We start from the raw sequence: 22,110 nt of genomic DNA, 5'->3' as shown, positions 1-22,110 counted from the left end.
CCTATAACTGAAATATTCAATTGAATCTAATAATTATATTAAATCAGAATTATAGAAATTAGTTTTCGTGACTACTCCATTTGTATTTAAAATTTAAAGCCTTACATTTTAAATGCAAGGCTTTAAACAAAATCTTAACTAAACAGTATTCCCCATGCTTTTCATCTTTTCTGCTTGATCTGCTGTGATTAATGCATTCAAGATTTCATCTATATCGCCATCTAAGAAAGTTTCTAGTTTATATAAAGTTAATCCAATTCTATGGTCTGTAACCCTTCCTTGTGGATAGTTATAAGTTCTTATTCTCTCACTTCTATCTCCAGTACCAACTTGACTCTTTCTATCTTCTGCAATACCTGCACTTCTTTCTGCTTCTGCTTTTTCATAAAGTCTAGCTCTTAAAACTTTAAGTGCTTTTTCTTTATTTTTTAACTGCGATTTTTCATCTTGACATGAAACTACAAGTCCAGTAGGTATATGTGTCATCCTTACTGCTGAATCAGTTGTATTAACACATTGTCCACCATTACCTGATGCTCTAAACACATCAATTTTTAAATCTTTTTCATTTATTTCAATTTCTACATCATCTACTTCTGGAAGTACTGCAACTGTTGCTGTTGATGTATGTATTCTACCACTTGACTCTGTATCTGGAACTCTTTGTACTCTATGTACTCCACTTTCATATTTAAGTTTTGAATAAGCTCCATTACCTTTAATCATAAAGACAACTTCTTTAAATCCACCAATATCTGTTTCATTCGCACTCATAAGTTCTACAGACCATCTATTATTTTCTGCATATCTTGTGTACATTCTGAAAAGATTTGATGCAAATAAAGCTGCTTCTTCACCACCAGCTCCACCTCTGATTTCAACAAAAACGTTCTTATCATCATTTGGATCCTTAGGTAATAATAATATTTGCATTTCTCTTTCTAATTCTTCTTCTCTAGCTGTTAGAGTCGAGATTTCTTCTTGCATCATCTCTCTCATCTCTCTATCACTTTCCTCAGCTAGCATCTCTTTATTTGCTTGTAGGTCTTCTGTAACATTTTTATAATCTCTATAAGCATTAACTATTATCTCTAGATCAGCATGTTCCTTACATAACTTTCTCCATTCATTTTGATTAGCCATAATTGAAGGATCACTAATCTTAACAGATAATTCATCATACTTATTTTCTATAAAAGCCAATTTATCTAATAACATGATATCACTCCGTATTTCTTTTTTTCATATCTTTGTATTATATCACAGATTATTAACTATAATCAACTAAGTAAGCTTCCCAATAACCACCCTATCTAGTCCTGATAAATCCTTAATTATTTTAATATCTGCATATCCTTCTGTCTCCATAATTGCTTTAACACTTTCACCTTGATCATAACCAATTTCAAAAGAAAGTATTCCCCCCTCTAATAGAACCTGCTTGCTTTCCTTAACAATCCTTCTATAAAACACAAGTCCATCACCACCACCACTTAGTGCTGTATGTGGCTCATAATCTTTAACATCTCTCATTAAAGTACCAATTTCTTCTTCTTTAATATATGGTGGATTGGAAACTACTATATTGTATTTTTTATCTAGTTTTATTACTTCACTAAGCAAATCACTTTTAATGAAAGTAACTCTATCTTCTAATTTATTTCTCTCAATATTCTTTTTAGTAACTTTCTCTGGAATTTCATAATAATCTATTGCATCTACTTTTATATTTTTTCTATTATAAGCCAATGCAACACCTATTGCTCCACTTCCAGAACATAAATCACAAACTGAAATATCATCTTCATCACCAATAAACTTTAACACTTCCTCTACTAATACTTCTGTATCACTTCTTGGAATTAAAACTCCCTCTTCTACATATAAATCTAATCCAAAGAAATCACATTCTCCAAGAATATATTTTATTGGCATCTTATCTTTTCTTTTATTTATCAGTTTTAAGAACTCTTTTTTATCTTTATTATTGACCTTTTCATTATTATTAGTTATTAAATAAATTTTGTCTTTATTAATAACCTTACCTAATAATAATTGTGCATCTAATCTAGCTGTATCAATTTCTGCTTCTGACAAAATTTTACTACCTAGATTTAACAATTCGCCTATATTCTTTTTTTCTTCTTCAATTCCTTCTGCAGCCATTAAAGATGCTATGGCAACTTCAATTTGATTTCCATCAGGCTCTCTTGTTGTTAATTTTTGAAGTTGTAACCCTGGATATGCAATAATTTTTGCTATCTGACTTTCACTTTTACCAAGCCACTTAATTACTTCATAAGTTATTCCTGAAATAATTGGGATTAATATCACTCTAATGATTAATCTTTCTATGAAGCCTCCCCAACCTGTAAATGAAATTATAATCACACTTACAAGCATTATTAAAAATAAAAAGTTAGTTCCACACCTTGGATGAAATCTTGAAAACTTTTTAACATTTTCTACTGTTAAAGCTTCTTCTGCCTCATAACAGAATATTGTTTTATGCTCTGCTCCATGATATTGAAATACTCTATAGATATCTTCCATTTTACTTATTCCCCATATATAAAGGATAAGTATAATTATTCTTATTAGTGCTTCAACTAAATTTAGTCCAATTGCCGAAAGTCCATACCCTTTAAATAATGTAGCTGCTGCTGTTGGTAATCCAACAAACAATCCTATAGCTATTATAAAAGCTATAACCATAGTAATTCCTATAATTACATCATTAGCTTTTTCTCCAAACTTTCCTCTTAACCAATCTTCAAACTTTGATGGTTCTGTATCTTCAAAAAAAGAGGCTGAATAATTTAAAGATTTGATTCCTATTTTTAAAGAATCTATTAATACAAATATCCCCCTTATAAAAGGAATATTTAACACTTTGTATCTCTTATTAATAGGAGTTACATTTTTGAAATCAATAACTATTTCACCATCTTCTTTTCTCACTGCTGTCGCAAGGCCTTTTGTTCCTCTCATCATAACGCCTTCTATTACAGCCTGACCACCTACATCCGCTTTTCTCATTGAATCCATCCCTTTCAAATTATTACTCTTCTTTAAACTTGTAGTAACACTTCCCACATAAAGACTCATATTCAACATTATCCACATTATCAATAGCTACCTGTTCCCCAACAAAAACAAATTTTCCATTTATTTTTCTTGCATTAAATACTGCTTTATTCCCACACTTACAAATAGTTTTCATCTCTTCTATACTATGTGCCATTAGTAATAATCTTGTGCTACCTTCAAACCCTTCCATGAGAAAATCTGTTCTCAATCCATAGCATATTACAGGAATATTTAGCTTTACTGCTATTTCAAATAACTGATCTATTTGAAACTTCTTTAAAAATTGAACTTCATCAACTAATATACAATCTAACTTTTTTAATTCTTTTAATGACTCTTGAATCATTTCAAATATATTATCTTCACTTTTTACCAACATGTCTACTTTTCTTGTAACTCCAAGCCTTGAAATAAGTTTTTCTCCACCTTTCTTATCAGTAGCAGGTTTTAAAAGTAATACTTTTAATCCTCTTTCTTCATAATTGTATGCAACTTGCATAAGATGTGTAGATTTTCCTGAATTCATAGCCCCATATCTAAAGTACAATTTACTCATGTGTTAATCTCTCCTTAATGTCTCATTACACATGATTATAGCATTATACTTATATCTTAAAAAGTGTTTTTTCTCTTCCAATTTCTTGACTGAAAATAGGCACTATGATATACTCTAGTAGTTATGTATAGAAGTGCACAATTGTGCTCTAATTCGAAAGAGGTGAATTAAATGAGAGAAGGCATACATCCTGAATACCATCACGATACAGTGGTTAAGTGTGCATGTGGAAATACTTTTACAACTGGTTCTGTTAAAGAAGAACTAAAAGTAGAAATATGCTCTAAATGCCACCCATTCTTCACTGGTAAGCAAAAAATCATGGACATCGGCGGTAGAGTTGATAAGTTCAATAAGAGATTTAACCTTAACCAAGATAAGTAAGAATAACTGGGAAAGACATAGTCTTTCCCAGTTTCTTTATCTAATTTTCCAAAAATCTTAGATTTAGACAACAAATAGTGTTAAAATATACTATATATATTATTTTAAACAGAAGTGAGTGGATTGAATGAAAAAAGTTTTAATCTTGACTACCTCAACAGGCCAAGGTCATAACCAAGCTGCCAATTCATTAATTGAAGCTTTAACCGATACTGGCTTTGAGTGTGTTAAACACGATTTTTTAGCTAGTGATAACAAATTTACAAACAAAATAGTAGTTTGGAGTTATGAATTTTCTGCCTCAAAATTTCCATATATCTATGGTTTCTTCTACAAATTAACTGACAATAAATATATAAACAGATTTAATAGTATTTTCTTTTTAAGTGTTGCTTTAAAACTTTCAAAATATATCAAAAAAGAAAAACCCGACTTAATTATTGGAACACATCCCTTTGTAGTTAATATTATAGATATGTTAAAACGTTGGGGAATGAACACTCCATTCATGGCTATAGTTACTGATTTTAAGGCACATTATACATATATCAGCCCTTTAGTTGATGCTTATATTACAGGAAGTAAAAGCACTAAGAATTATTTGATTTCAGAAGGAATCAAATCAGATATTATTTATCCTATTGGAATCCCAATAAAAGAAAGTTTTTTAGAAAACGATATTAACATTCCTCATGTTAAAGATAAAGAATATTTTAGCCTTCTTCTTATGAGCGGAAGTATGGGATTAAATAGTATTTCTTATGTTTTAGATGAATTATTGAACAACAAACATAAACTGAGAATAACTGTAGTATGTGGTAATAATGAAAAACTAAGAAAATCCTTATTAAAAAAATGTGAAAAAAATTATTCTGGAAAGAAAATTCATATCTTAGGATTTTCAAATGATATATCCTCTTTTATGGAATATTCTGATGTATTAATCTCTAAACCAGGAGGTCTTACTGTTACAGAAGCAATAATTAAAAATCTACCAATTATAATACCTTTCGTAATTCCTGGCCAAGAAAAGGATAATGCTAAATTTCTAGAATCTAATGGATATTCATATTATATTGATAATATAAAATCAATAAATTCACTTATTGATGAAATTATTGAAAATCCAGAAAAACTAGAAGAAATCAAAAGAAACTTAAAAGAATTATCTTCTACTTATTCAAACAAAGAAATAATTCATATAGCAAATAATCTTATAAATAAAAATCACCCATAAGTAAAGGGTGATTTTTTCTTAATCTTATCTCTTTGATATATTCATTTTTTCAAAAGTATTAACAAATTCTATATTACTTTTAGTTTTATGAAGCATATTAATAAGATTTTCAGTTATATTCTCAATATTTCCATCTCTATACATTGTCTTTCTAATAGCATATGATACTTCTTTTTCTTGATCTGAAAGTAATAAATCTTCTTTTCTTGTTCCTGATTTATAAATATCAATAGCTGGGAAAATTCTTCTTTCTTGAAGTTTTCTATCTAGATGAACTTCCATATTTCCAGTTCCCTTAAACTCTTCAAATATCATATCATCCATCCTTGATCCTGTTTCGACAAGTGCAGTAGCAAGTATTGTTAAACTTCCACCATCTTCAATATTTCTAGCTGCTCCAAAGAATTTTTTAGGCATTATTAATGCTCCTGGATCTAATCCTCCTGAAAGTGTTCTTCCTGTAGGCGTAATAGTTAAATTATATGCTCTTGACAATCTAGTTAAACTATCTAATAATATTACAACATCTTTTCCTTGCTCAACTATTCTCTTAGCTCTTTCTAAAACTATTTGTGAGACCTTTGCATGATTTTGTGGTTCTTCATCAAATGTAGAATAGATAACTTCACCTGCTATACTTCTTTGCATATCAGTTACTTCTTCTGGTCTTTCATCTATAAGTAACACAATTAAAACTACTTCTGGATGATTTGTTGTTATACTTTGAGCTACTTTCTTCAATAATGTTGTTTTTCCTGCCTTAGGCGGTGCAACTATTAATCCTCTTTGTCCTTTTCCTATTGGACATATTATATCCATTAATCTTGAAGAAAGATCTGATGAATTATTAGTTTCAAGTTTTAATCTTTCTGTAGGATATATTGGAACAAGATTTTCAAAAGCTTTTCTACCTCTAGCTTTTTCTGGACTTTCTCCATTTACCTTTTCAACAAAAAGTAATGCTTTAAATTTCTCTCCTTCCTTAGCTTCTCTAACCTTACCAACAACTTCATCACCAGTTTTTAGGTTAAATCTTCTAATTTGAGAAGGTGAAACATATATATCTTCACTACTAGTTAAATAATTTCTACATCTTAAAAAACCAAAGTTATTATTTTCAAGAATTTCTAATATACCTCTAGTTGTATTTGAATCATTTATCATAGCTTTAAGTTGTTCTTTTTTATCCTCAGTTTTTTCTATAGCTCTTACACCTTCATCAGTTCTTGTGTTTAGTGGTTTAGGAGCTATTTTTTCTCTTAATACTACACCATTCTTTTCCACGCTATTTGATTTGTTTAAAATTATTTCTTCTACTAATTCACTTTTCTTAAATTTTGATATATTTTTAATACCTAATTCCTTAGCAACTTCTTTCAATTCTGCTAAGGTCATACTTTCATATTTTTCCTTTGTCAAAATGACACCTCCAAAAAACTTTTATATTTCTAAATGGTGAAAATATAAATCGAATGTATTTGAAATGAAAATAGACATGGTTATTCTTCACTCTCTTGTATTAATTATAGCCTTAATTCTTTATTTTAACAAGCTTTCTTCTATCTCAAAAAACTTGTCTCTAAATTCTTTATTAATAAGCAACTTCTCTTCTGCTTTTCTAACATTATACGAAATGCTCTTCTTACTCTTATAATTAAACATACTCATTATATGTTTTTCATCCATGCATCTATATTTCTTTAACAACAATAAGAGTAAATACTTGTTTTCCTTTTCCTTTAAAAGTAATATAAAACTTTCTTCATCAATTCCATAATATAAAGAAATAGTTCTTAGGATTTTTAAATATCTATCTCCCAACATCATTTACAATACCACCTTTGTTTTAAATATTCTATATTTAAAGTATTTCCACAAAAGATAATATATAAACCTAACTTATTCTTAATAAAAAAACTATCAATGATAGAAATATATTCTCCCATTAATAGTTTAATATATTTTTATTGTGTTCTAATTTTTAAAGAAAGACTTGTATCTAATGGTGCTTGACCAGCAACTCCTAGAGAATAATTTATCTTCAATTCTCCTCCATCATCATTCATATCAACAATAAGTTCTTTAGTATTAATGCTTATCTCTAGCATTCCATATGGTGTTTGATACATAGATATCGAAGGTTCTTCTTTATTGAATTGCATTTTTGTAGTTGTTGTTCCTTCTCTTTCTAAGATTACTTCTTCATCTTGTATAATTAATGTAGTTGTTGTCCCATCCATTCCTGATATTTCTGTTTCTTCATAAATAGCTTTAAATCCACTATCTGTCTTTATGTATTTTCCTGGTGATATTACCTCAATTACATCATTTTCACTCATATTAGCATTACTTATTATACTTATTATAGCCTTTTTATCCATATTCCCCTCCACTTGCTACTTATCCTTTAATAGATATTCATTTATTTCCTCATCTGTAGCTGGCTTAATTTCAAACATATCTTTGAATTCCATCCCAAATTCCCCATATTTAATACTAACTAATTCAGCATCTTTACCTTTACCATACCTAGCTGTTATTTTAGCTGCTAATTCTTTGTCTGCCTCAGATGCTTGTCCTTGTATTAATCCCATAGCTCCCATATGACTTAATGGTAAGAATACTGTATCTTCTTTGTTAAGTACCTTTTTTATAGCCTCTCCTTCTTCTCCAGTTCTTGAAACTATTATTTTTGTCCCTGAATTAGTTAAAAAGTGTCTCCCAAATCTTAAAAGATAGATTTCTTTCTTTGATAAATCACCTTTTCTATCTAAAGCTTCTTTTAGCCTTAAAGAATAATTAGGTTCTGTTAATCTACATCCCCCTGCTGGTGATGGGTAATCTTTAATCCCCCACTCTTCTGCAAGTTCCATTTGTGCTTTTCTGCTTCTTCCTGATATATTAAGTAATTTATTTCTGTCAACAAGTCCTGAAAGTTCCATTTCTGTTGGCTCCAGATTCAATGCACAAAGCGGTCTTAAAATCTTATCTCCAAAACCTGATTCATTCTTCACAGTGTTTAATGCTTGTTTATTTTGGGACATAGGTCTTTGATTTAATACTTCCCCTGTAATTATAAAATCTGCATCAAACTTTTCTAAAATTTCTCCTGAATATCTCATCATCATTGCATGACAATCTACACAAGGATTCATATTTTTCCCACGTCCATGCTTAGGTTTTTTTACCATTTCAAAGTGCTCTTCTGAAAAATCTATAACCTCAAGTCTTATTCCAATTTGCTTGCACATTCTTTTAGCATTTTCCTCACCAAAGAAATAGGATTTAAAACATACCCCTATTACTTCTATACCTTGGTCTTTTATAAGCTTTGCTGCTAAAGTGCTATCTAACCCGCCTGACATCATCGCTAATGCTCTAGTCATAATGTTTACCTCCAAATTTTCTCTTGCATTACTTTTATAGTTTATGATTTTTATTTACTATAATCAAGTAATAATTAATAATAACTTTGTATTTTACTTGAAAATGTCTTTAAAAACTTCTACAATTTTAAATTTTATTTTTGGATTTTCTTCCTCTTTAATATTTTTATTTTTATCTATTTCTCTATCTAATTCATCCTTACTCTTTTCTTGTTCAACATTACCTTTAGTAACATCTATAAAACAAAGGGGAGGGAACATTACACACCACCAATTTTGGCCTTCTCCATTTCCAATTATAACTCTAAAAGCTTCATAATTGCCTTGAGGCAATGTTATATTTCCATATGATTTTTCAGGAAAATTTTCATTAGAAAGTTCTGTTTTTACCGAATACGAATATCCGTTGTTTTTTATTACTTTTAGTGCAATATTTTCAACTTTATCTTCATTTTCTTTAATTATCCTTCTAGAATCTTCTAATGACTTTGAGTCTTCTAAATATGGATATAAATAATTAATAACTTCATCTCTAACCTTATATTTTAAACTTTGATCTTCATCTGTATCACTATTTGCTATAACATGAAATCTTATTAAAGCATCCTTAACATCATCATAATTATATACATTTCCTCCATCTGCCTTAAACGAAATGCTTGTACACCCTGTAAGTGAACTACTAACAAATAAAATTAAAATAATTAACAAACTAAAATTTCTTCTCATAAAAAAACCCCCCTTACATCATGTAATTATTACCATAAAGGGTTTTTTTATTCACTTATATTAGATTGTTCTAGTTAAAAATACATCATCAAATTTCTTTTTCATATCATCATAACATTTTAAAGCAATCTGCATATCATCAAAAAATGCAAAAACTGTAGGTCCACTTCCACTCATCATAGCTCCTATAGCTCCTCTATGTATCAGATTTCCTTTAATATTATATAATACTTTATGTTTCTTCAATGTAACATTTTCCAAAAGATTTTTCATATTATCTGCGACATAATATAAATCATTCTCTCCTATTTTCTTTATCAAAGCATCAGTATTTGGATGAATTCGTACCTTATCTAGTTGAAATGCCTTATAGACTTCTTTCGTTGACACTCCAAATGGTGGTTTTATTAATAATATTATATGATTTTTAAATGATGAAAGAGGTGTTATTTTTTCTCCTATACCTTCACATAAAGCAGTTCCACCTTTTATGCAATAAGGAACATCTGCTCCCAATTTTACTCCTAAACTCATCAATTCCTCTTCTGATGCATTTATATTAAACATTTTATTCATCATTTTTAAGACTGTTGCACAATCTGCACTTCCCCCAGCTAATCCTGCTGCTACTGGTATATTTTTTACAATATCAATACTTACACCTGATTTTATATTGTAAGTTTCAATAAATAATTTTGCAGCTTTATATGCTAAATTTCTTTCATCTATAGGTATAAATGGTTTGTTGCATTTTATTTCTATTCCATTTGCTATCTTATCTATTTTTATTTCATCATATATTTCAATATTTTGCATTATCATTTTCAAAAGATGATACCCATCTTCTCTTTTCCCAATTATATCTAAAGATATATTAACTTTTGCATATGCTTTCTCCTTCATATAATTCTATCCTCTCTATATCTTTTATTTATATTATCCATAATTTTAGCATAGCCATAATAATTAATAAAGATATGTCTCTAAATGGTGAAAAATAATTTTTTATCTTAATACTACTAATCCAATTTTTTATTTATAAAAAGAAAGTTGTCTAAAATAAAATATTTTTATCTATTTTAGACAACTACTTTTATTTATAAATTCGCTAAATTAAGATCTTCATTAAGATTATTATATTCTCTCACTACTTCAATTAAAGGTTCTAACTTCTCATAAAATACAATAATATAGTCTCCTGCTTTACTAAATTTAATAGCTTCTTTTAGGGCTTCTACCTCATTTAAACAAATTTTATATTTGTGATTATTTCCTTTAACTACCCCTCTTTTTAATATTTCTGCTACCTCTCCCTTATCTCTACCTCTTCTATCTATATCTTCTTTAATTATAATATTATCTATATATTTTGAGCATATATATCCTATAGACTCTATCATCTCATCTTGTCTATCACCAGGAACTCCAATAACTCCTATTAGTTTTTCCTTTTTTATCTTAGCAAAACTACTTAATACTGCTTTATATCCTTCAAGATTGTGTCCATAATCTAATACTATTTTAATTCCATTAATATCAAACATGTTGAATCTTCCAGAATTACACTTTGTATCTAACTGAAAAGTTTTAAATCCTATTGAAATCATAGAATAATCTACTCCCATTCCTACTAATACACCACAAGAAGCCATTACATTTTCTATATTAAACTCTAAAATGCCTCCTAATGTAATAGGAATTTCATCAGTATTTAAAATCTTATATTTTTTTTTGTTATTTGTAACACATAGAATATTATTATCTATATAAACTGCAATATCACCATTTTTAATATTTTTAATTACATGTTCATTATCTTTATATTTTGAAAAAAATATTTTTTTTGCTTTTATTCTATCTAATATTTCAGTACTCCACTTATCATCAGCATTTAGTACTACATATCCATTAGGTTTAACTGCTTCTCCTACTAATGCTTTTATCTTTGCAAGTTCTGAAATTGAATTAATCTCATCTATCCCAATATGATCTTCTGTAATATTAGTTATTGCTGCAACATCAGCTAAGTCATAAGCTAACCCTTTTCTAACCAATCCACCTCTAGCAGTTTCTAAAACAGCTATTTCAACATCTTTATTAAGTAGCACTGTTTTTGCACTGTAATATCCTGTATCATCCCCTTTATCTATGCATTCTCCATCAATATATATTCCATCAGTGCAAGTCATCCCTACTTTATATCCCATCTTTGCAAGAACATGTGATGTTAATCTAGTAGTTGTTGTCTTTCCATTAGTTCCTGTTATAGACACCACAGGAATATTAAAAGGGTTACCATTATATTGTAACTTTAAAATAGATTCTCCAACATCTCTACTCTTACCTTCATAAGGATAAGTATGCATTCTTATTCCAGGAGCAGCATTAATTTCCATAATACCACTATTGTTATCTAGTGGTTTACTTATATCTGTTGTTTTTATGTCTATTCCACATATATCTAAGCCAATAGCTTTAGCTGCTCTTATGCATATTTTTTTATTTTCTTCACATATATCATCTGTGCAATCTATTGACATTCCACCTGTTGATAAATTAGCTTTTTCTCTTAAATTAATTTTTTCTCCTAACCTTGGGATATTATTTAAAGATAATCCTTTACCATTTAAAAAATTAATTAATTCACTATCTATCTTAACTTTTGTTAATGGTTTTTCATGGTCATCACCTCTACTTGAATTATCATTTAATTCTCTTATTAGTTCTTTTAAATTATCCCTTCCATTCCCTATTACAAAAGGAGGTATTCTTAATGCTACAGCTACAACTTCTCTATCTACGACACATACTCTGTAATCATTTCCTTTTATATGCTTTTCTAAAATTATATTATTATACTTATTTTTCATATTATTGAATTCTTGTATTAATTCTTTATCATCTTTTATGTTGAGTATAACACCATTGCCCTTATTTCCATACCGTGGCTTTAATACCAATGGATATCCAATTCTTTCTCCTTCTATTAAAAGATCAATAACATTTTTCACTTCTCTTCCATCTGGTACAGGAATATTTTGATTGTATAAAAGTTTTTTAGTCAGCTCCTTATCTGATGCTATATCTGCTGCCACACAGCTTGTTTTATCACCTATAGTTGCTTCAATAACTCTTCCCTGTTTTCCATAGCCTATTTGGTAAAATCCTGTATCTCCAAGTGGAAACATCGGTATACCATACTTATCTGCAGCATCTTTTATAGACTTTGTACTTGGTCCCATTGATTCCTTGCACAAAATTTCCTCTAACAATTTCATTCTTCCCTCAAAATTAATTTTTTCTTTATCGATTAGGGAATTTACAATATCTACAGCTAATCTGGCTACCTCCAATCCTAAATGCTCATATTGATATTCAAAAATAATATAATAATAATCTCCACTTTTTTCTCTTGCCTTTCCATAACATACGTTTATGCCCAATATATTTTGTAAAGCTATAATAATATGTTCGCAAATATGTGCTAAATAGGTTCCTTCTTCTAGCCTTTTTACAAAGCCACCCTCTTCATCTATTCCACATCTATGTTTCCTTAATTCTGGAATCATCATAACTAATTTAGAATTAAAATCTGCAATATCTCTACTTGGTGTTTCCGAATATCCACATAAATCTACATCAAGCCTAATACATTTTTTATGAGAATATATATTTCTACCTTTAAAAACTATCTGTTTCTCTATTTTCATTTTTCTGATTTTTCCTCCCTAAAAGGTAACTTTCTTATAAGATTAAATTTGTCTCCTTGTTTTAAGACATGTAATTTCACATTATACATACTAAGATTCTCCTCTGAATTTTGTTCTGATACATTTGTATATGACATTTCACTTCCATCTACAAAATATACAGCCCCTTCCCCCTCAACTTGTAACATTCCATTAGAATTTACTATAATAGCTGTATTTTCATCTATTCCAATACCCAATATTTGAGGATTTTGGGCTATTCCTGTTAACAGCCTACCTATTCTACCTCTTTGAGCAAAATGTTGGTCAATTATAACATTTTCAATAAATCCCATACCAGGTGACATTTTCAAGGTGCATTTTCTTGGTGAATCTTCATCTGTACCTTCAACTATCATGATGTCACTCATTACCGAAGCTCCTGCTGATGTTCCAACTATGTATTTTCCTTGTTTTCCTGCCTGTTTCAAAAAATCGTATGTTGGTGAGCCTCCAATTAAACTTGTAATCCTGAGTTGATCTCCTCCTGTAAAAAATATGAGAGATGATTTTTTTATTAAATCAATATTTTCTGTATTGAATGCATCTTCCCTATTACTAATATCCAATATTTTAATATTTTTCACTCCAAGTTCACTAAATACTTTCTTATATTTATTGGCTGCTTCTTTAGGATATTCTGTTGCTACAGTTGTTACTAATAACATATCTTTGTTTTTATCTAAGCAATTACATACTTTTTTTAATATTTCCTTTCTCCCTTCTTTATCTTCTGCTCCACCAATTATAATCAAATTTCCATTAAGCTCTATATCTTGCATATAACCACCTCAAATCATTCATTTTCTATTGTTTCCAAACAAATTCTCAATTATTCATTTCTGTATCTATTGACGAAAAAAATAAAAAAAGCTTGTTAAATAAAGATTTTTTATTCAACAAGCTTTAACTTTATAATATTTCTTTTTTTATTTAAAAAATAGCTCTTCCTGGAATAATTAACTTCTCTCCTTCTTCTATATCTTCAGAGTTCTCAATATTATTCATATTAACCAACTCATCTATTGTACAATTATATTTTTTAGCTAGATTCCATAAAGTGTCTCCTTTAGATGTAATATAAATAGTTATACTTGCATCTTTTTTTGGTACTTCTTCATCTAATTCTAAAACATCTGAAATAAATTCTTTTGTTACTTCATTGAATACTTTTATATTAAGTGATACAGTTGCCTTGAAAGCTATAGTATTTGCTTCTAAACTAGCTTCTTCATTCTCCAAGGAGCCTTTTACTATCGCCTTCATACCTTCCTTTGCACCAACCATTTCTACTGAAGAATTAAAAGGAATATCTGCTACAACTTCACCAAATCCAGCTTCATCATCTGCAGCCTTATACATAACTCTAGCTTTTATAGTTCCCTCTATATTTATCTTATTATCAGAAATTGTTTTATTTGTAATAATAAGATTTCCTGATACGGTTATTATATGATCTGGCTTTACATCGCCTTCCTTAAGATATATATTATCCTTTACAATACTTTCACTAGTTTGATTTCCCAAAATAGACCCAATTTCATAAGTATCTTTTCTTAATTCAATAGGAAATTTAGGAGAATATGCATCCTTTATAACATCAATCTTATCATCAGAAAATACTTTTATCTTAGCTCCTACCAAAAATTCTGTGTTTACTATTCTAGCTTCACCTAAATCATCTTCCTCAATAGCTACATCACTGTTTTTAATTTCATATGATACTGAAGGTATCATATCCATTAAAACGCCTATAACTTCTTCTTCTTTTGATATATATACATCATCCTCTAATCTTACTACATTACTAGATTCATCTCCTAAATAAAGAATATCTACTTTGCAATAACATCCTAAGTAAACTTTATCTTCTCCCATTTTAACTTCTTTTTTATGAAGCTTCATAGAACTTTTTAATATTTTAGAAATTTGTGGTTTATCCATTCCAACTCTTAACATTGATTTTCCTATAAGTTCACTTTCCTTGCTAGCTACCAATCTGTTAACTGACTCTACTTGCTTTAATATTTCCATGCCTTCACTGGCTTCAATATTCTTAACAAAATCAAATTCCGTCCCCTTATATACCTCCCAATCAAATCGTAATGTTCCTTCTATTGATATCTTTCTCTCATTCATAATCTTAGCGTCAATATGTTCTACGTTACAATCTACTTCACACAATACTTTATGTTCATCCTCATCAAGGTCTAATGAATTTGTAAATTTTTCATTATATATAACTGAGTTTACTGTAGTATTTTCATCTCTTGGTATATATAGAGCATTGTATTCAACTCTCCCTTCAACCATAACTTTATTCCCAATAATCTCTTTGCTTGTAATTATTGGCCTTGCTTCTACAGCTAATATCATCTGTACATCCGGATGAGTATCTGGAATTAAATATTCATCTCTTAAAGTAGCTGTTGAACTGCTTTCTTGCAATAGTCGTTGAAATTGTAAATTTTCTTTTACTATATCTATCTTTGACATACTTACCTCCTAAAATTTTCTACTATTAAGTATATAATACATTTCAGTAATATATTACTTTAAGTTGAGGTAATATATTTAAATTTATCTCATTTTATTCCATAATCTTTTATAATTTATCACAACTTTATATTTTTTTTATTTTTTTTTACAAAACGTGTTGACAATGATGTAAATTTGTCGTATCATTAATCTTGGTTATTGACCATATAACCTCTCATAAATTCTCAATACCCTTTTATACCATAGTTGAAAGATGGAACCCACCATCTTTCTTTTTTTATTGAAAATTTTAAAAAAAAACAAAAAAACTTCGATATTAATCGAAGTTTATATTTACCTAGGAAATACTAGTTGTACTGTCTTTGTTAAAACATCTGAATAACTATAGGTCACTGTCCTTTGGGTGTCACTTTCTAATCTAATTACAAAAATACTAGGATAAGCGCTTTCTAATACTCCATCATTAACAAGGATCTTTTTACGCCCACCATTAGCTTTTAGTGTAACTTTCTCTCCTATATGTCTTTCAATGTCTTTTTTAATGGTAGCAATAGTTTTTATCTTCTCCATTCAAACACCCTCTTTCCTTATTTTATTGTATCTTAAAACAGGCCTTTTGTCAAACAAATTATTTATTTTATCACTTATAGCCTATACTTGTCAATAGATTTTATTAATAATATAAAATTTTATTACTTTTATATTGTTAGTATCTTTGCTTCATTTTATTCAAAAAATCTATTTTTTTATTTAATTACTGTATTAATTCACCTATTTAACCGGGAATACTAAAAAAAAGCCTTACTGGCTTTCTTTTAAATTTATATTTTATAAATCCTATAAGAACTTTACACTTCACTCTTCTTTCTCAATTTTTTATTGTATTAAACCATATTTTGAAACATCTTAAAAACATCTAAAATACCATATCCCCACTGTGCATTTGGATATATATCTCCTTCTCTTTGAAATGTTCCCTTTGCAAGATAAGCCTTAACCGTTTGGGAATATATATATGGATCATTTCCTTGAACTATTCCCCACTCAAACAGCATTGCACATGCTCCTGCAACTACTGCTGCTGCTACACTTGTTCCTGTTATAACAGCAGTTTCATTATTAGGTGCTACAGTTAATGAAGCTAATCCACCAGCTGCTACATCTACTGTCTCAAAATCATATATAAAGGCTCTTCCAGAAAAAGTTAAAAAATTATTGTTATTTTGGTCATATGCTGCTGCTGTAACTATAAAGTCAGAATCTCCAGGATTAGTTATAGTACCATATGGATCCGTTAAATTAAACTTTGTTCCTCCAACCGTTATTCCTTCTGCAGGAATCCAAGCATTGTATCGCCCACTTAAAAGTTCTCTTGGTGTCAACCTAAACCTCCATATACCTGGTTGTAAATCATACATTCTGATTCTTATTAATTCATCTCCAGTACTTTCTTCTGGCAAATAATAATTTACTCTTACAGATGTTTTTTCAAATACAAAAGTATACCTTTCTGTTGAATTAATTTTTGCTGGTATTACTCCAGTATTTTCTCCTGAAGGTGATATTATATCTACAGACATTACATTTGGTACTTCAGTCCATATCTCAACCCATATATCCTTCTGCTTAGATGATACTACCAACTCAATTAAAGCTAATTCTCCAAGCTGTGCTATTATACCAGAAGTATGTGTTCCATTTGAAGCTTGATTTCCTGTTCCGCAAACTATTGCAATTCCACTATTAGTTGAAATCTCTTCTATAAACTCATTTAAAATTCCCCCACCCTTATGATTTCCAAAATTACTTCCTAAAGGAAAAAGTATCACCATTGGTTTTTTACTCATCAAAGCGTACTCTCTTAAAAATTCTAATGCAGAAAAAATAGATGTTATATTAAAAATTGGTACCTCAGTGTAAAATCTTGATTTAAACGCCCTATCTTGCATAAGTTTTACAACTACAAAATTACATTCAGGAACCATCCCTTTTAAATCAGGATTTTTTCCAAGCCCTCCAATTATTCCAGCCATATTTGTCCCATGTCCATTTTCATCTTTACTAGGAACTATTTCATAAGGTGATTTACCTTCTCTATAAGCTTTTATAGCTTCATCAATTTCGTTCTTTCTATAAATACTTCCATATGGAACTGGTATTGATACCTCTTCTTTGCTAGACATTATGGTTTGATCCCATATTAATTCTACCCTTGTTTCTCCATTTAATTTCATAAACTCCTCACTTAGGTAATCAATTCCTGTATCAATGATTCCAATATCCACTCCATTTCCAGTTAAACTTAAAGGGGAATTTAACTGCAAAAAACTAGCTTTTGAAGCTTCAACTGGAGATATTTGTTGAAGAGTATACATCTCTGAAGGTTTAATATATACTATTGATTCAAATCCTAAGCTTCTTATATCAATTTCTTGACCACTTGTTGGAATGAGTAATATTGCATATTTATCATTAATAACACTAATATAATATCCCTGTTGCTTCAATTCTTCATATTCAATTTCTCCTTGATATTGAACTATATATTGATAATAATTAGGATCACTAAAAAGGTCTTCTGAAAACTCTGTATTTTTTTTCATATAAATCCTCCATATTTTATATTGGAATTCTTATGAATAATTCCTTACAATAATATTCAAGAAAACCTTTTTTATCACTATTATTACTTCTAAATGTTCTACTAATAATATCAAATGTCTTTAATAAGTCAAAACTTCCATATCCCACATCTCTACTAGGATATCTATATACAGCATTACTTCTATCTGCTCCATAAATCAAATAACTTCTAATTTTAGTAGAATACATAGTTGAATCATTTTTTTCAACAATCCCCCATTGCAATAATATTGCGCAAGCTCCAGCAACTACAGCTGCAGCTACTGAACTTCCCGTATCTGTAACAACTCCTCCCCCTACCTTAGTTGTTATAACATTTACTCCTGTAGTTATAATATCTGGATTAATCAATCCATCAGTATTAAATCCTTTCCCAGAAGAAGCCATTAAAGCATTATTATTCCCATAGTAAGCTACTGTAACTACTTTCCTTGCTGTAGATGGGACTGTCAAAGTTATATATGGATCTGCCTCTAAAAAATTTGTTTCTGGTGGTAGTGTCTTTACAGGCGGTAGCCATATATCATATCTTCCATTGCTAATATAATCTCCCCTTAATTGAAATTGCCATATTCCTGGTTTTATAGACTCTAGAACTATATGTATAACTTGATGACCTGTATAATGCTCTGGAGAAAAATATTGAATTCTTACTATGGTATTAATAAAAACATACTTATAAGTTACAACTTTATTAGAAACAACTTCAATAAATTTAGTGGATTCCCCTGTTGGTGAAATTATATTAACTGCTGCTCTATTTGGTTTTCTTACCCATATATCAAATGAAAAGTATGCAATTTCTCTTGGTATTTTTAATTGTGTAATGGAAATATCACCTACACTTCTTATTGTTCCAGACGTATGCCCTCCCGATGCTCCTTCATTCCCCACTCCAATAACAGTAACAACTCCTCTTAGTGTTCCAATTGAAGTTATATATCTAGAAATAAGATTGTTCCCATCATGACTTCCTTCTGTACTTCCTATTCCAATAAATATAACAATAGGTTTATGCACTTTTAGAGAATAGTTTTTTAAATAATCTATTGCAGCTAAAACCTCAGCTGCATTATAAACTGGTGTATATTGAACACCATTCATTTTTAATCTATTTTTGAAATTAATGGATTCTAAAAGCTTTACTATTACAAATTCACTTCCATGTGCCACACCTTGAAATTCTCCACTATATCCTCTTCCTCCGATTATTCCAGCCATTCTTGTTCCATGTCCATCCTCATCTTTTGATGGAACTATTCCATATGAATCTTGGTTATTTTTAGAAGCTTGAATTGCTGTATTTATTTGTTCTTTACTAAATACTTTTCCAATATAAACAGATGTATCTGATTCATCTTCTATTGTCTGATCCCATAAACTCTCAATCCTCGATGTTCCATCTTCGTTTTTAAACTCTTCATTTAAATAATCAATCCCTGTATCAACTATCCCTAAAAGAACTCCTGCACCTGTTAAATTTAAATATGGATTTATTTTAAGATTATTTATATTATCTACATTTGATGGTGAAATATCTTGTAATACATACATGCTTCTAGGATCTATAAATATTATAGAAGGTACATCTATTAAAAGCTGTTCTAAATAGTTATATGATGTACTCACAATTGCAATTGTATTTGTTATTATGCTTCCACATGCATATGTTACCTTTGCTATCTCTTCTTCAAAATCTCCTCTATATTCAACTAAAAAATCTGGTGAATCCTCATAGTATAACTTACATTTTTTTAAACTTGTCACAATACCCTCCTAAATTAGTATTCATATTAAGTAATATTTCTAATTGCTACTTATTATTCATTAAATTCTTACATAAAAAATAACACCTTAAGAAATTAATTTCTTAAGGTGTTGTTTTTTGTTGTTCATTGCTTAGTGGAAACTTACGAACAACAAATATCTCAACTCTTCTATTTCTTGCTCTTCCATCTTCAGTTGAATTATCATACTTAGGTGCATATTCCCCATAAGCTTGAATAGACACCTTGTTAGGGTGTACACCTCCTGAGTTAACCATAAAATTCATTACATTTACAGCACGCATTGAACTCAAATCCCAATTTGAACGAAATTTTTGATTACTAATTGGAACATTATCTGTATGTCCCACAACTTTAATTTCATTATCTAAATTTCTAATCATAGCAGAAATTTTTAAGAGCAATGGTGACACTCCTCCAACAACCTCTGCATCTCCTGAATTAAAAAGCACAACATCTTGAATAGAAATTTCTAACCCATCACCATTGAGTTCTGTTTTTACTTTATCAGCATATCCCTCTGTGGCAATCTCTTGATCTATCATTTTCTTAACTTCATTCATCTTATCTTCTTCAGTTTTAGTAGCATCTTCCCCAGTTATTTCTGCTGAAGCTCCTGCTTCTTCTTCTCCTGAAACTTCAGTTCCAGAACCATCAAGTACCCCATTACTTCCTGCAAAAACTTGATTAAATTCCTTTCCTGCTTTTTGTATCTTTTCTTGATCCACCTTACTCATAGCAAACATTACAATAAATAGAGCTAACAGAAGTGTTAACATATCTGAGTAAGGAATTAGCCATGTTTCATCTACATGTTCTTCATGATGCTGCTTTTTCTTCCCCATATTTATTCTTCCTCTCTTTAATTTTCCTTACTACCCTGTTCTTCAATTCTTAATTTTTCTTTTGGTTCTAACATACTTTTAAGTTTTGTTTCAATATTCTTTGGATTTGCTCCTGACTGAATTCCTAAAATTCCCTCAAGCATAATATTCATATTACCTATTTCTACAGCTGACTTCCTTTTCAATCTTGATGCAAATGGATGGAAAATTACATATCCAAAGAAAATTCCATAAAGTGTTGCAACGAATGCTGCTGCAATCATATGTGCAAGTTTTTCTGTATCATTTAAGTTTCCAAGTGCACCTATAAGTCCAATAACAGCTCCTAAAACTCCAAGAGTTGGTGAAGCTCCTCCTGCAGCTGTAAAAATTGAAGCTCCTGCACGATGTCTTTCTTCAACACTTTCAATTTCAGTTTCTAAAACCTCTCTTATGTAGTCAGGTTCAACACCATCTACTACCATTTCAAGACCTTTTTTCATAAATTGATTTTCTAATCCTTGAACTGTAGTTTCTAATGACAATAACCCATTTTTTCTAGTGTTTTGTGACATTTCAACCAAACTTTTTATTATTTCAACTGGATCTTGGTCTTGTTTTTCTTTAAAAAGAACTCCAAATATTTTTCCAATATTAAGGATTTCCTTTTTAGGAAAAGAGTTAACTACTGCAGCAGCAGTACCAACAAGTATTATAATAGCTGCTGCTGGATTTAATAATATTGTAACATCTGCTCCTTTTACAATCATTCCTACTACTATAGAAAGTAGTCCTGTAATAACACCTATAATTAAAAAAATGTCCACAATTTATACCTCCTGTATAATTCTAAATATTCAAATTAAAACTTTAAACTAATTTAAGACTTCTCTATTTCTAATCAATATGAGCCCTACTTTAAATATTTCTCTCAAGTTAATTATCGCATTATGCCCCTCATACTTTATACTGATATTTTCAATTTTATAATATAAATTATCAAATTAAGTATTTTTTTTGAATACAAAGATAAATATTCCACCACCTTAAATTATCTTTTCACATTTTATGACATAAATTACATTTTTGTATATTTATTTATTAATTTAGAAATTCATCTATACACTTCATAAAATATGAAAACTAAAACGTAAATTGAAAAAGTAACTTCCGTTTTTTAAGATAACCGGAAATTAGTTATGCAAAGAGTTTGATATAATTAAAAT

General features: G+C 29.4%; 19 protein-coding genes. 2 read left to right on the top strand and 17 right to left on the bottom strand.

Going from position 1 to position 22,110, the window contains the following annotated elements:
- Window positions 1–138: 138 nt before the first annotated feature.
- The 3 genes from prfA to NNC19_RS21740 all read right to left on the bottom strand — a co-directional run bounded on the left by prfA (window position 139) and on the right by NNC19_RS21740 (window position 3,646).
- A complete protein-coding gene (gene prfA / locus NNC19_RS21750) occupies window positions 139–1,218 on the bottom strand; it encodes a peptide chain release factor 1 (RefSeq protein WP_310940796.1) in 1,080 nt (359 codons plus the stop codon).
- Window positions 1,219–1,284: 66 nt separating this feature from the next.
- Window positions 1,285–3,039, bottom strand: a complete 1,755-nt coding sequence (prmC, locus tag NNC19_RS21745; RefSeq protein ID WP_310940797.1) for a peptide chain release factor N(5)-glutamine methyltransferase — start codon at window positions 3,037–3,039, stop codon at window positions 1,285–1,287.
- A gap of 22 nt (window positions 3,040–3,061) precedes the next feature.
- Window positions 3,062–3,646 carry a thymidine kinase gene (locus NNC19_RS21740; RefSeq protein WP_310940795.1) on the bottom strand — a complete coding sequence of 195 codons (585 nt, stop codon included), beginning with the start codon at window positions 3,644–3,646 and terminating at the stop codon, window positions 3,062–3,064.
- Window positions 3,647–3,817: 171 nt separating this feature from the next.
- Between NNC19_RS21740 and rpmE the strand changes: the two genes are divergently transcribed.
- Both rpmE and NNC19_RS21730 read left to right on the top strand, forming a co-directional pair.
- Entirely contained in the window at window positions 3,818–4,030 is a 213-nt protein-coding gene (gene rpmE / locus NNC19_RS21735) for a 50S ribosomal protein L31 (RefSeq protein ID WP_310940794.1), read from the top strand.
- A 127-nt stretch (window positions 4,031–4,157) separates the two neighbouring features.
- Window positions 4,158–5,267: an MGDG synthase family glycosyltransferase gene (locus NNC19_RS21730; protein ID WP_310940793.1), complete on the top strand. Its 1,110-nt coding sequence runs from the start codon at window positions 4,158–4,160 to the stop codon at window positions 5,265–5,267.
- A gap of 24 nt (window positions 5,268–5,291) precedes the next feature.
- Here the strand turns inward: NNC19_RS21730 and rho are convergent, their stop codons facing one another.
- From rho to motA, 14 genes are all read right to left on the bottom strand, one after another.
- Window positions 5,292–6,686 (bottom strand): transcription termination factor Rho, encoded by a 1,395-nt coding sequence (gene rho / locus NNC19_RS21725; protein ID WP_310940792.1) that lies wholly within the window; start codon window positions 6,684–6,686, stop codon window positions 5,292–5,294.
- Between the two features lie 120 nt (window positions 6,687–6,806).
- On the bottom strand, window positions 6,807–7,094 hold the full coding sequence (locus NNC19_RS21720; RefSeq protein ID WP_310940791.1) for a hypothetical protein: 288 nt from the start codon (window positions 7,092–7,094) through the stop codon (window positions 6,807–6,809).
- A gap of 137 nt (window positions 7,095–7,231) precedes the next feature.
- Window positions 7,232–7,648: a DUF1934 domain-containing protein gene (locus NNC19_RS21715; protein WP_310940790.1), complete on the bottom strand. Its 417-nt coding sequence runs from the start codon at window positions 7,646–7,648 to the stop codon at window positions 7,232–7,234.
- Window positions 7,649–7,663: 15 nt separating this feature from the next.
- Window positions 7,664–8,653 carry a tRNA 4-thiouridine(8) synthase ThiI gene (locus NNC19_RS21710; RefSeq protein WP_310940789.1) on the bottom strand — a complete coding sequence of 330 codons (990 nt, stop codon included), beginning with the start codon at window positions 8,651–8,653 and terminating at the stop codon, window positions 7,664–7,666.
- 93 nt (window positions 8,654–8,746) lie between these two features.
- A complete protein-coding gene (gene spoIIR, locus NNC19_RS21705) occupies window positions 8,747–9,382 on the bottom strand; it encodes a stage II sporulation protein R (protein WP_310940788.1) in 636 nt (211 codons plus the stop codon).
- A 60-nt stretch (window positions 9,383–9,442) separates the two neighbouring features.
- Window positions 9,443–10,285, bottom strand: coding sequence for a 4-(cytidine 5'-diphospho)-2-C-methyl-D-erythritol kinase (gene ispE / locus NNC19_RS21700; protein WP_310940787.1), 843 nt, complete (start codon window positions 10,283–10,285; stop codon window positions 9,443–9,445).
- Window positions 10,286–10,479: 194 nt separating this feature from the next.
- Entirely contained in the window at window positions 10,480–13,092 is a 2,613-nt protein-coding gene (cphA, locus tag NNC19_RS21695; RefSeq protein ID WP_310940786.1) for a cyanophycin synthetase, read from the bottom strand.
- A complete protein-coding gene (locus NNC19_RS21690; RefSeq protein WP_310940785.1) occupies window positions 13,089–13,913 on the bottom strand; it encodes a cyanophycinase in 825 nt (274 codons plus the stop codon). The genes cphA and NNC19_RS21690 overlap by 4 nt, the downstream gene beginning before the upstream one ends.
- Before the next feature lie 151 nt (window positions 13,914–14,064).
- Complete coding sequence (locus NNC19_RS21685) at window positions 14,065–15,627, bottom strand: SPOCS domain-containing protein (RefSeq protein WP_310940784.1); 1,563 nt, start codon at window positions 15,625–15,627, stop codon at window positions 14,065–14,067.
- Window positions 15,628–15,963: 336 nt separating this feature from the next.
- Window positions 15,964–16,200 (bottom strand): Veg family protein, encoded by a 237-nt coding sequence (locus NNC19_RS21680; protein WP_310940783.1) that lies wholly within the window; start codon window positions 16,198–16,200, stop codon window positions 15,964–15,966.
- Between the two features lie 314 nt (window positions 16,201–16,514).
- Window positions 16,515–18,233 (bottom strand): S8 family peptidase, encoded by a 1,719-nt coding sequence (locus NNC19_RS21675; RefSeq protein ID WP_310940782.1) that lies wholly within the window; start codon window positions 18,231–18,233, stop codon window positions 16,515–16,517.
- A 16-nt stretch (window positions 18,234–18,249) separates the two neighbouring features.
- Window positions 18,250–20,040, bottom strand: a complete 1,791-nt coding sequence (locus NNC19_RS21670; RefSeq protein WP_310940781.1) for a S8 family peptidase — start codon at window positions 20,038–20,040, stop codon at window positions 18,250–18,252.
- A gap of 103 nt (window positions 20,041–20,143) precedes the next feature.
- The gene (locus NNC19_RS21665) at window positions 20,144–20,905 is read right to left on the bottom strand and encodes a flagellar motor protein MotB (RefSeq protein ID WP_310940780.1); all 762 of its coding nucleotides are present in this window, start codon (window positions 20,903–20,905) and stop codon (window positions 20,144–20,146) included.
- A gap of 17 nt (window positions 20,906–20,922) precedes the next feature.
- A complete protein-coding gene (gene motA, locus NNC19_RS21660; protein WP_310940779.1) occupies window positions 20,923–21,711 on the bottom strand; it encodes a flagellar motor stator protein MotA in 789 nt (262 codons plus the stop codon).
- Window positions 21,712–22,110 lie beyond the last annotated feature (399 nt).

The sequence above is a fragment of the Clostridium sp. SHJSY1 genome, from assembly GCF_031626875.1.
GTDB lineage: Bacteria > Bacillota > Clostridia > Clostridiales > Clostridiaceae > Clostridium.
Note: the sequence above shows the minus strand (reverse complement) of the source record. Positions and strands in the feature narration are given on the sequence as shown.

Excerpts from the sequence above, each read along its gene's own strand:
- prfA (WP_310940796.1), bottom strand. The coding sequence starts at position 1,218 with ATGTTATTAGATAAATTGGCTTTTATAGAAAATAAGTATGATGAATTA.
- prmC (WP_310940797.1), bottom strand. The coding sequence starts at position 3,039 with ATGAGAAAAGCGGATGTAGGTGGTCAGGCTGTAATAGAAGGCGTTATG.
- NNC19_RS21740 (WP_310940795.1), bottom strand. The coding sequence starts at position 3,646 with ATGAGTAAATTGTACTTTAGATATGGGGCTATGAATTCAGGAAAATCT.
- rpmE (WP_310940794.1), top strand. The coding sequence starts at position 3,818 with ATGAGAGAAGGCATACATCCTGAATACCATCACGATACAGTGGTTAAG.
- NNC19_RS21730 (WP_310940793.1), top strand. The coding sequence starts at position 4,158 with ATGAAAAAAGTTTTAATCTTGACTACCTCAACAGGCCAAGGTCATAAC.
- NNC19_RS21720 (WP_310940791.1), bottom strand. The coding sequence starts at position 7,094 with ATGATGTTGGGAGATAGATATTTAAAAATCCTAAGAACTATTTCTTTA.
- NNC19_RS21715 (WP_310940790.1), bottom strand. The coding sequence starts at position 7,648 with ATGGATAAAAAGGCTATAATAAGTATAATAAGTAATGCTAATATGAGT.
- NNC19_RS21710 (WP_310940789.1), bottom strand. The coding sequence starts at position 8,653 with ATGACTAGAGCATTAGCGATGATGTCAGGCGGGTTAGATAGCACTTTA.
- spoIIR (WP_310940788.1), bottom strand. The coding sequence starts at position 9,382 with ATGAGAAGAAATTTTAGTTTGTTAATTATTTTAATTTTATTTGTTAGT.
- ispE (WP_310940787.1), bottom strand. The coding sequence starts at position 10,285 with ATGAAGGAGAAAGCATATGCAAAAGTTAATATATCTTTAGATATAATT.
- cphA (WP_310940786.1), bottom strand. The coding sequence starts at position 13,092 with ATGAAAATAGAGAAACAGATAGTTTTTAAAGGTAGAAATATATATTCT.
- NNC19_RS21690 (WP_310940785.1), bottom strand. The coding sequence starts at position 13,913 with ATGCAAGATATAGAGCTTAATGGAAATTTGATTATAATTGGTGGAGCA.
- NNC19_RS21685 (WP_310940784.1), bottom strand. The coding sequence starts at position 15,627 with ATGTCAAAGATAGATATAGTAAAAGAAAATTTACAATTTCAACGACTA.
- NNC19_RS21680 (WP_310940783.1), bottom strand. The coding sequence starts at position 16,200 with ATGGAGAAGATAAAAACTATTGCTACCATTAAAAAAGACATTGAAAGA.
- NNC19_RS21675 (WP_310940782.1), bottom strand. The coding sequence starts at position 18,233 with ATGAAAAAAAATACAGAGTTTTCAGAAGACCTTTTTAGTGATCCTAAT.
- NNC19_RS21665 (WP_310940780.1), bottom strand. The coding sequence starts at position 20,905 with ATGGGGAAGAAAAAGCAGCATCATGAAGAACATGTAGATGAAACATGG.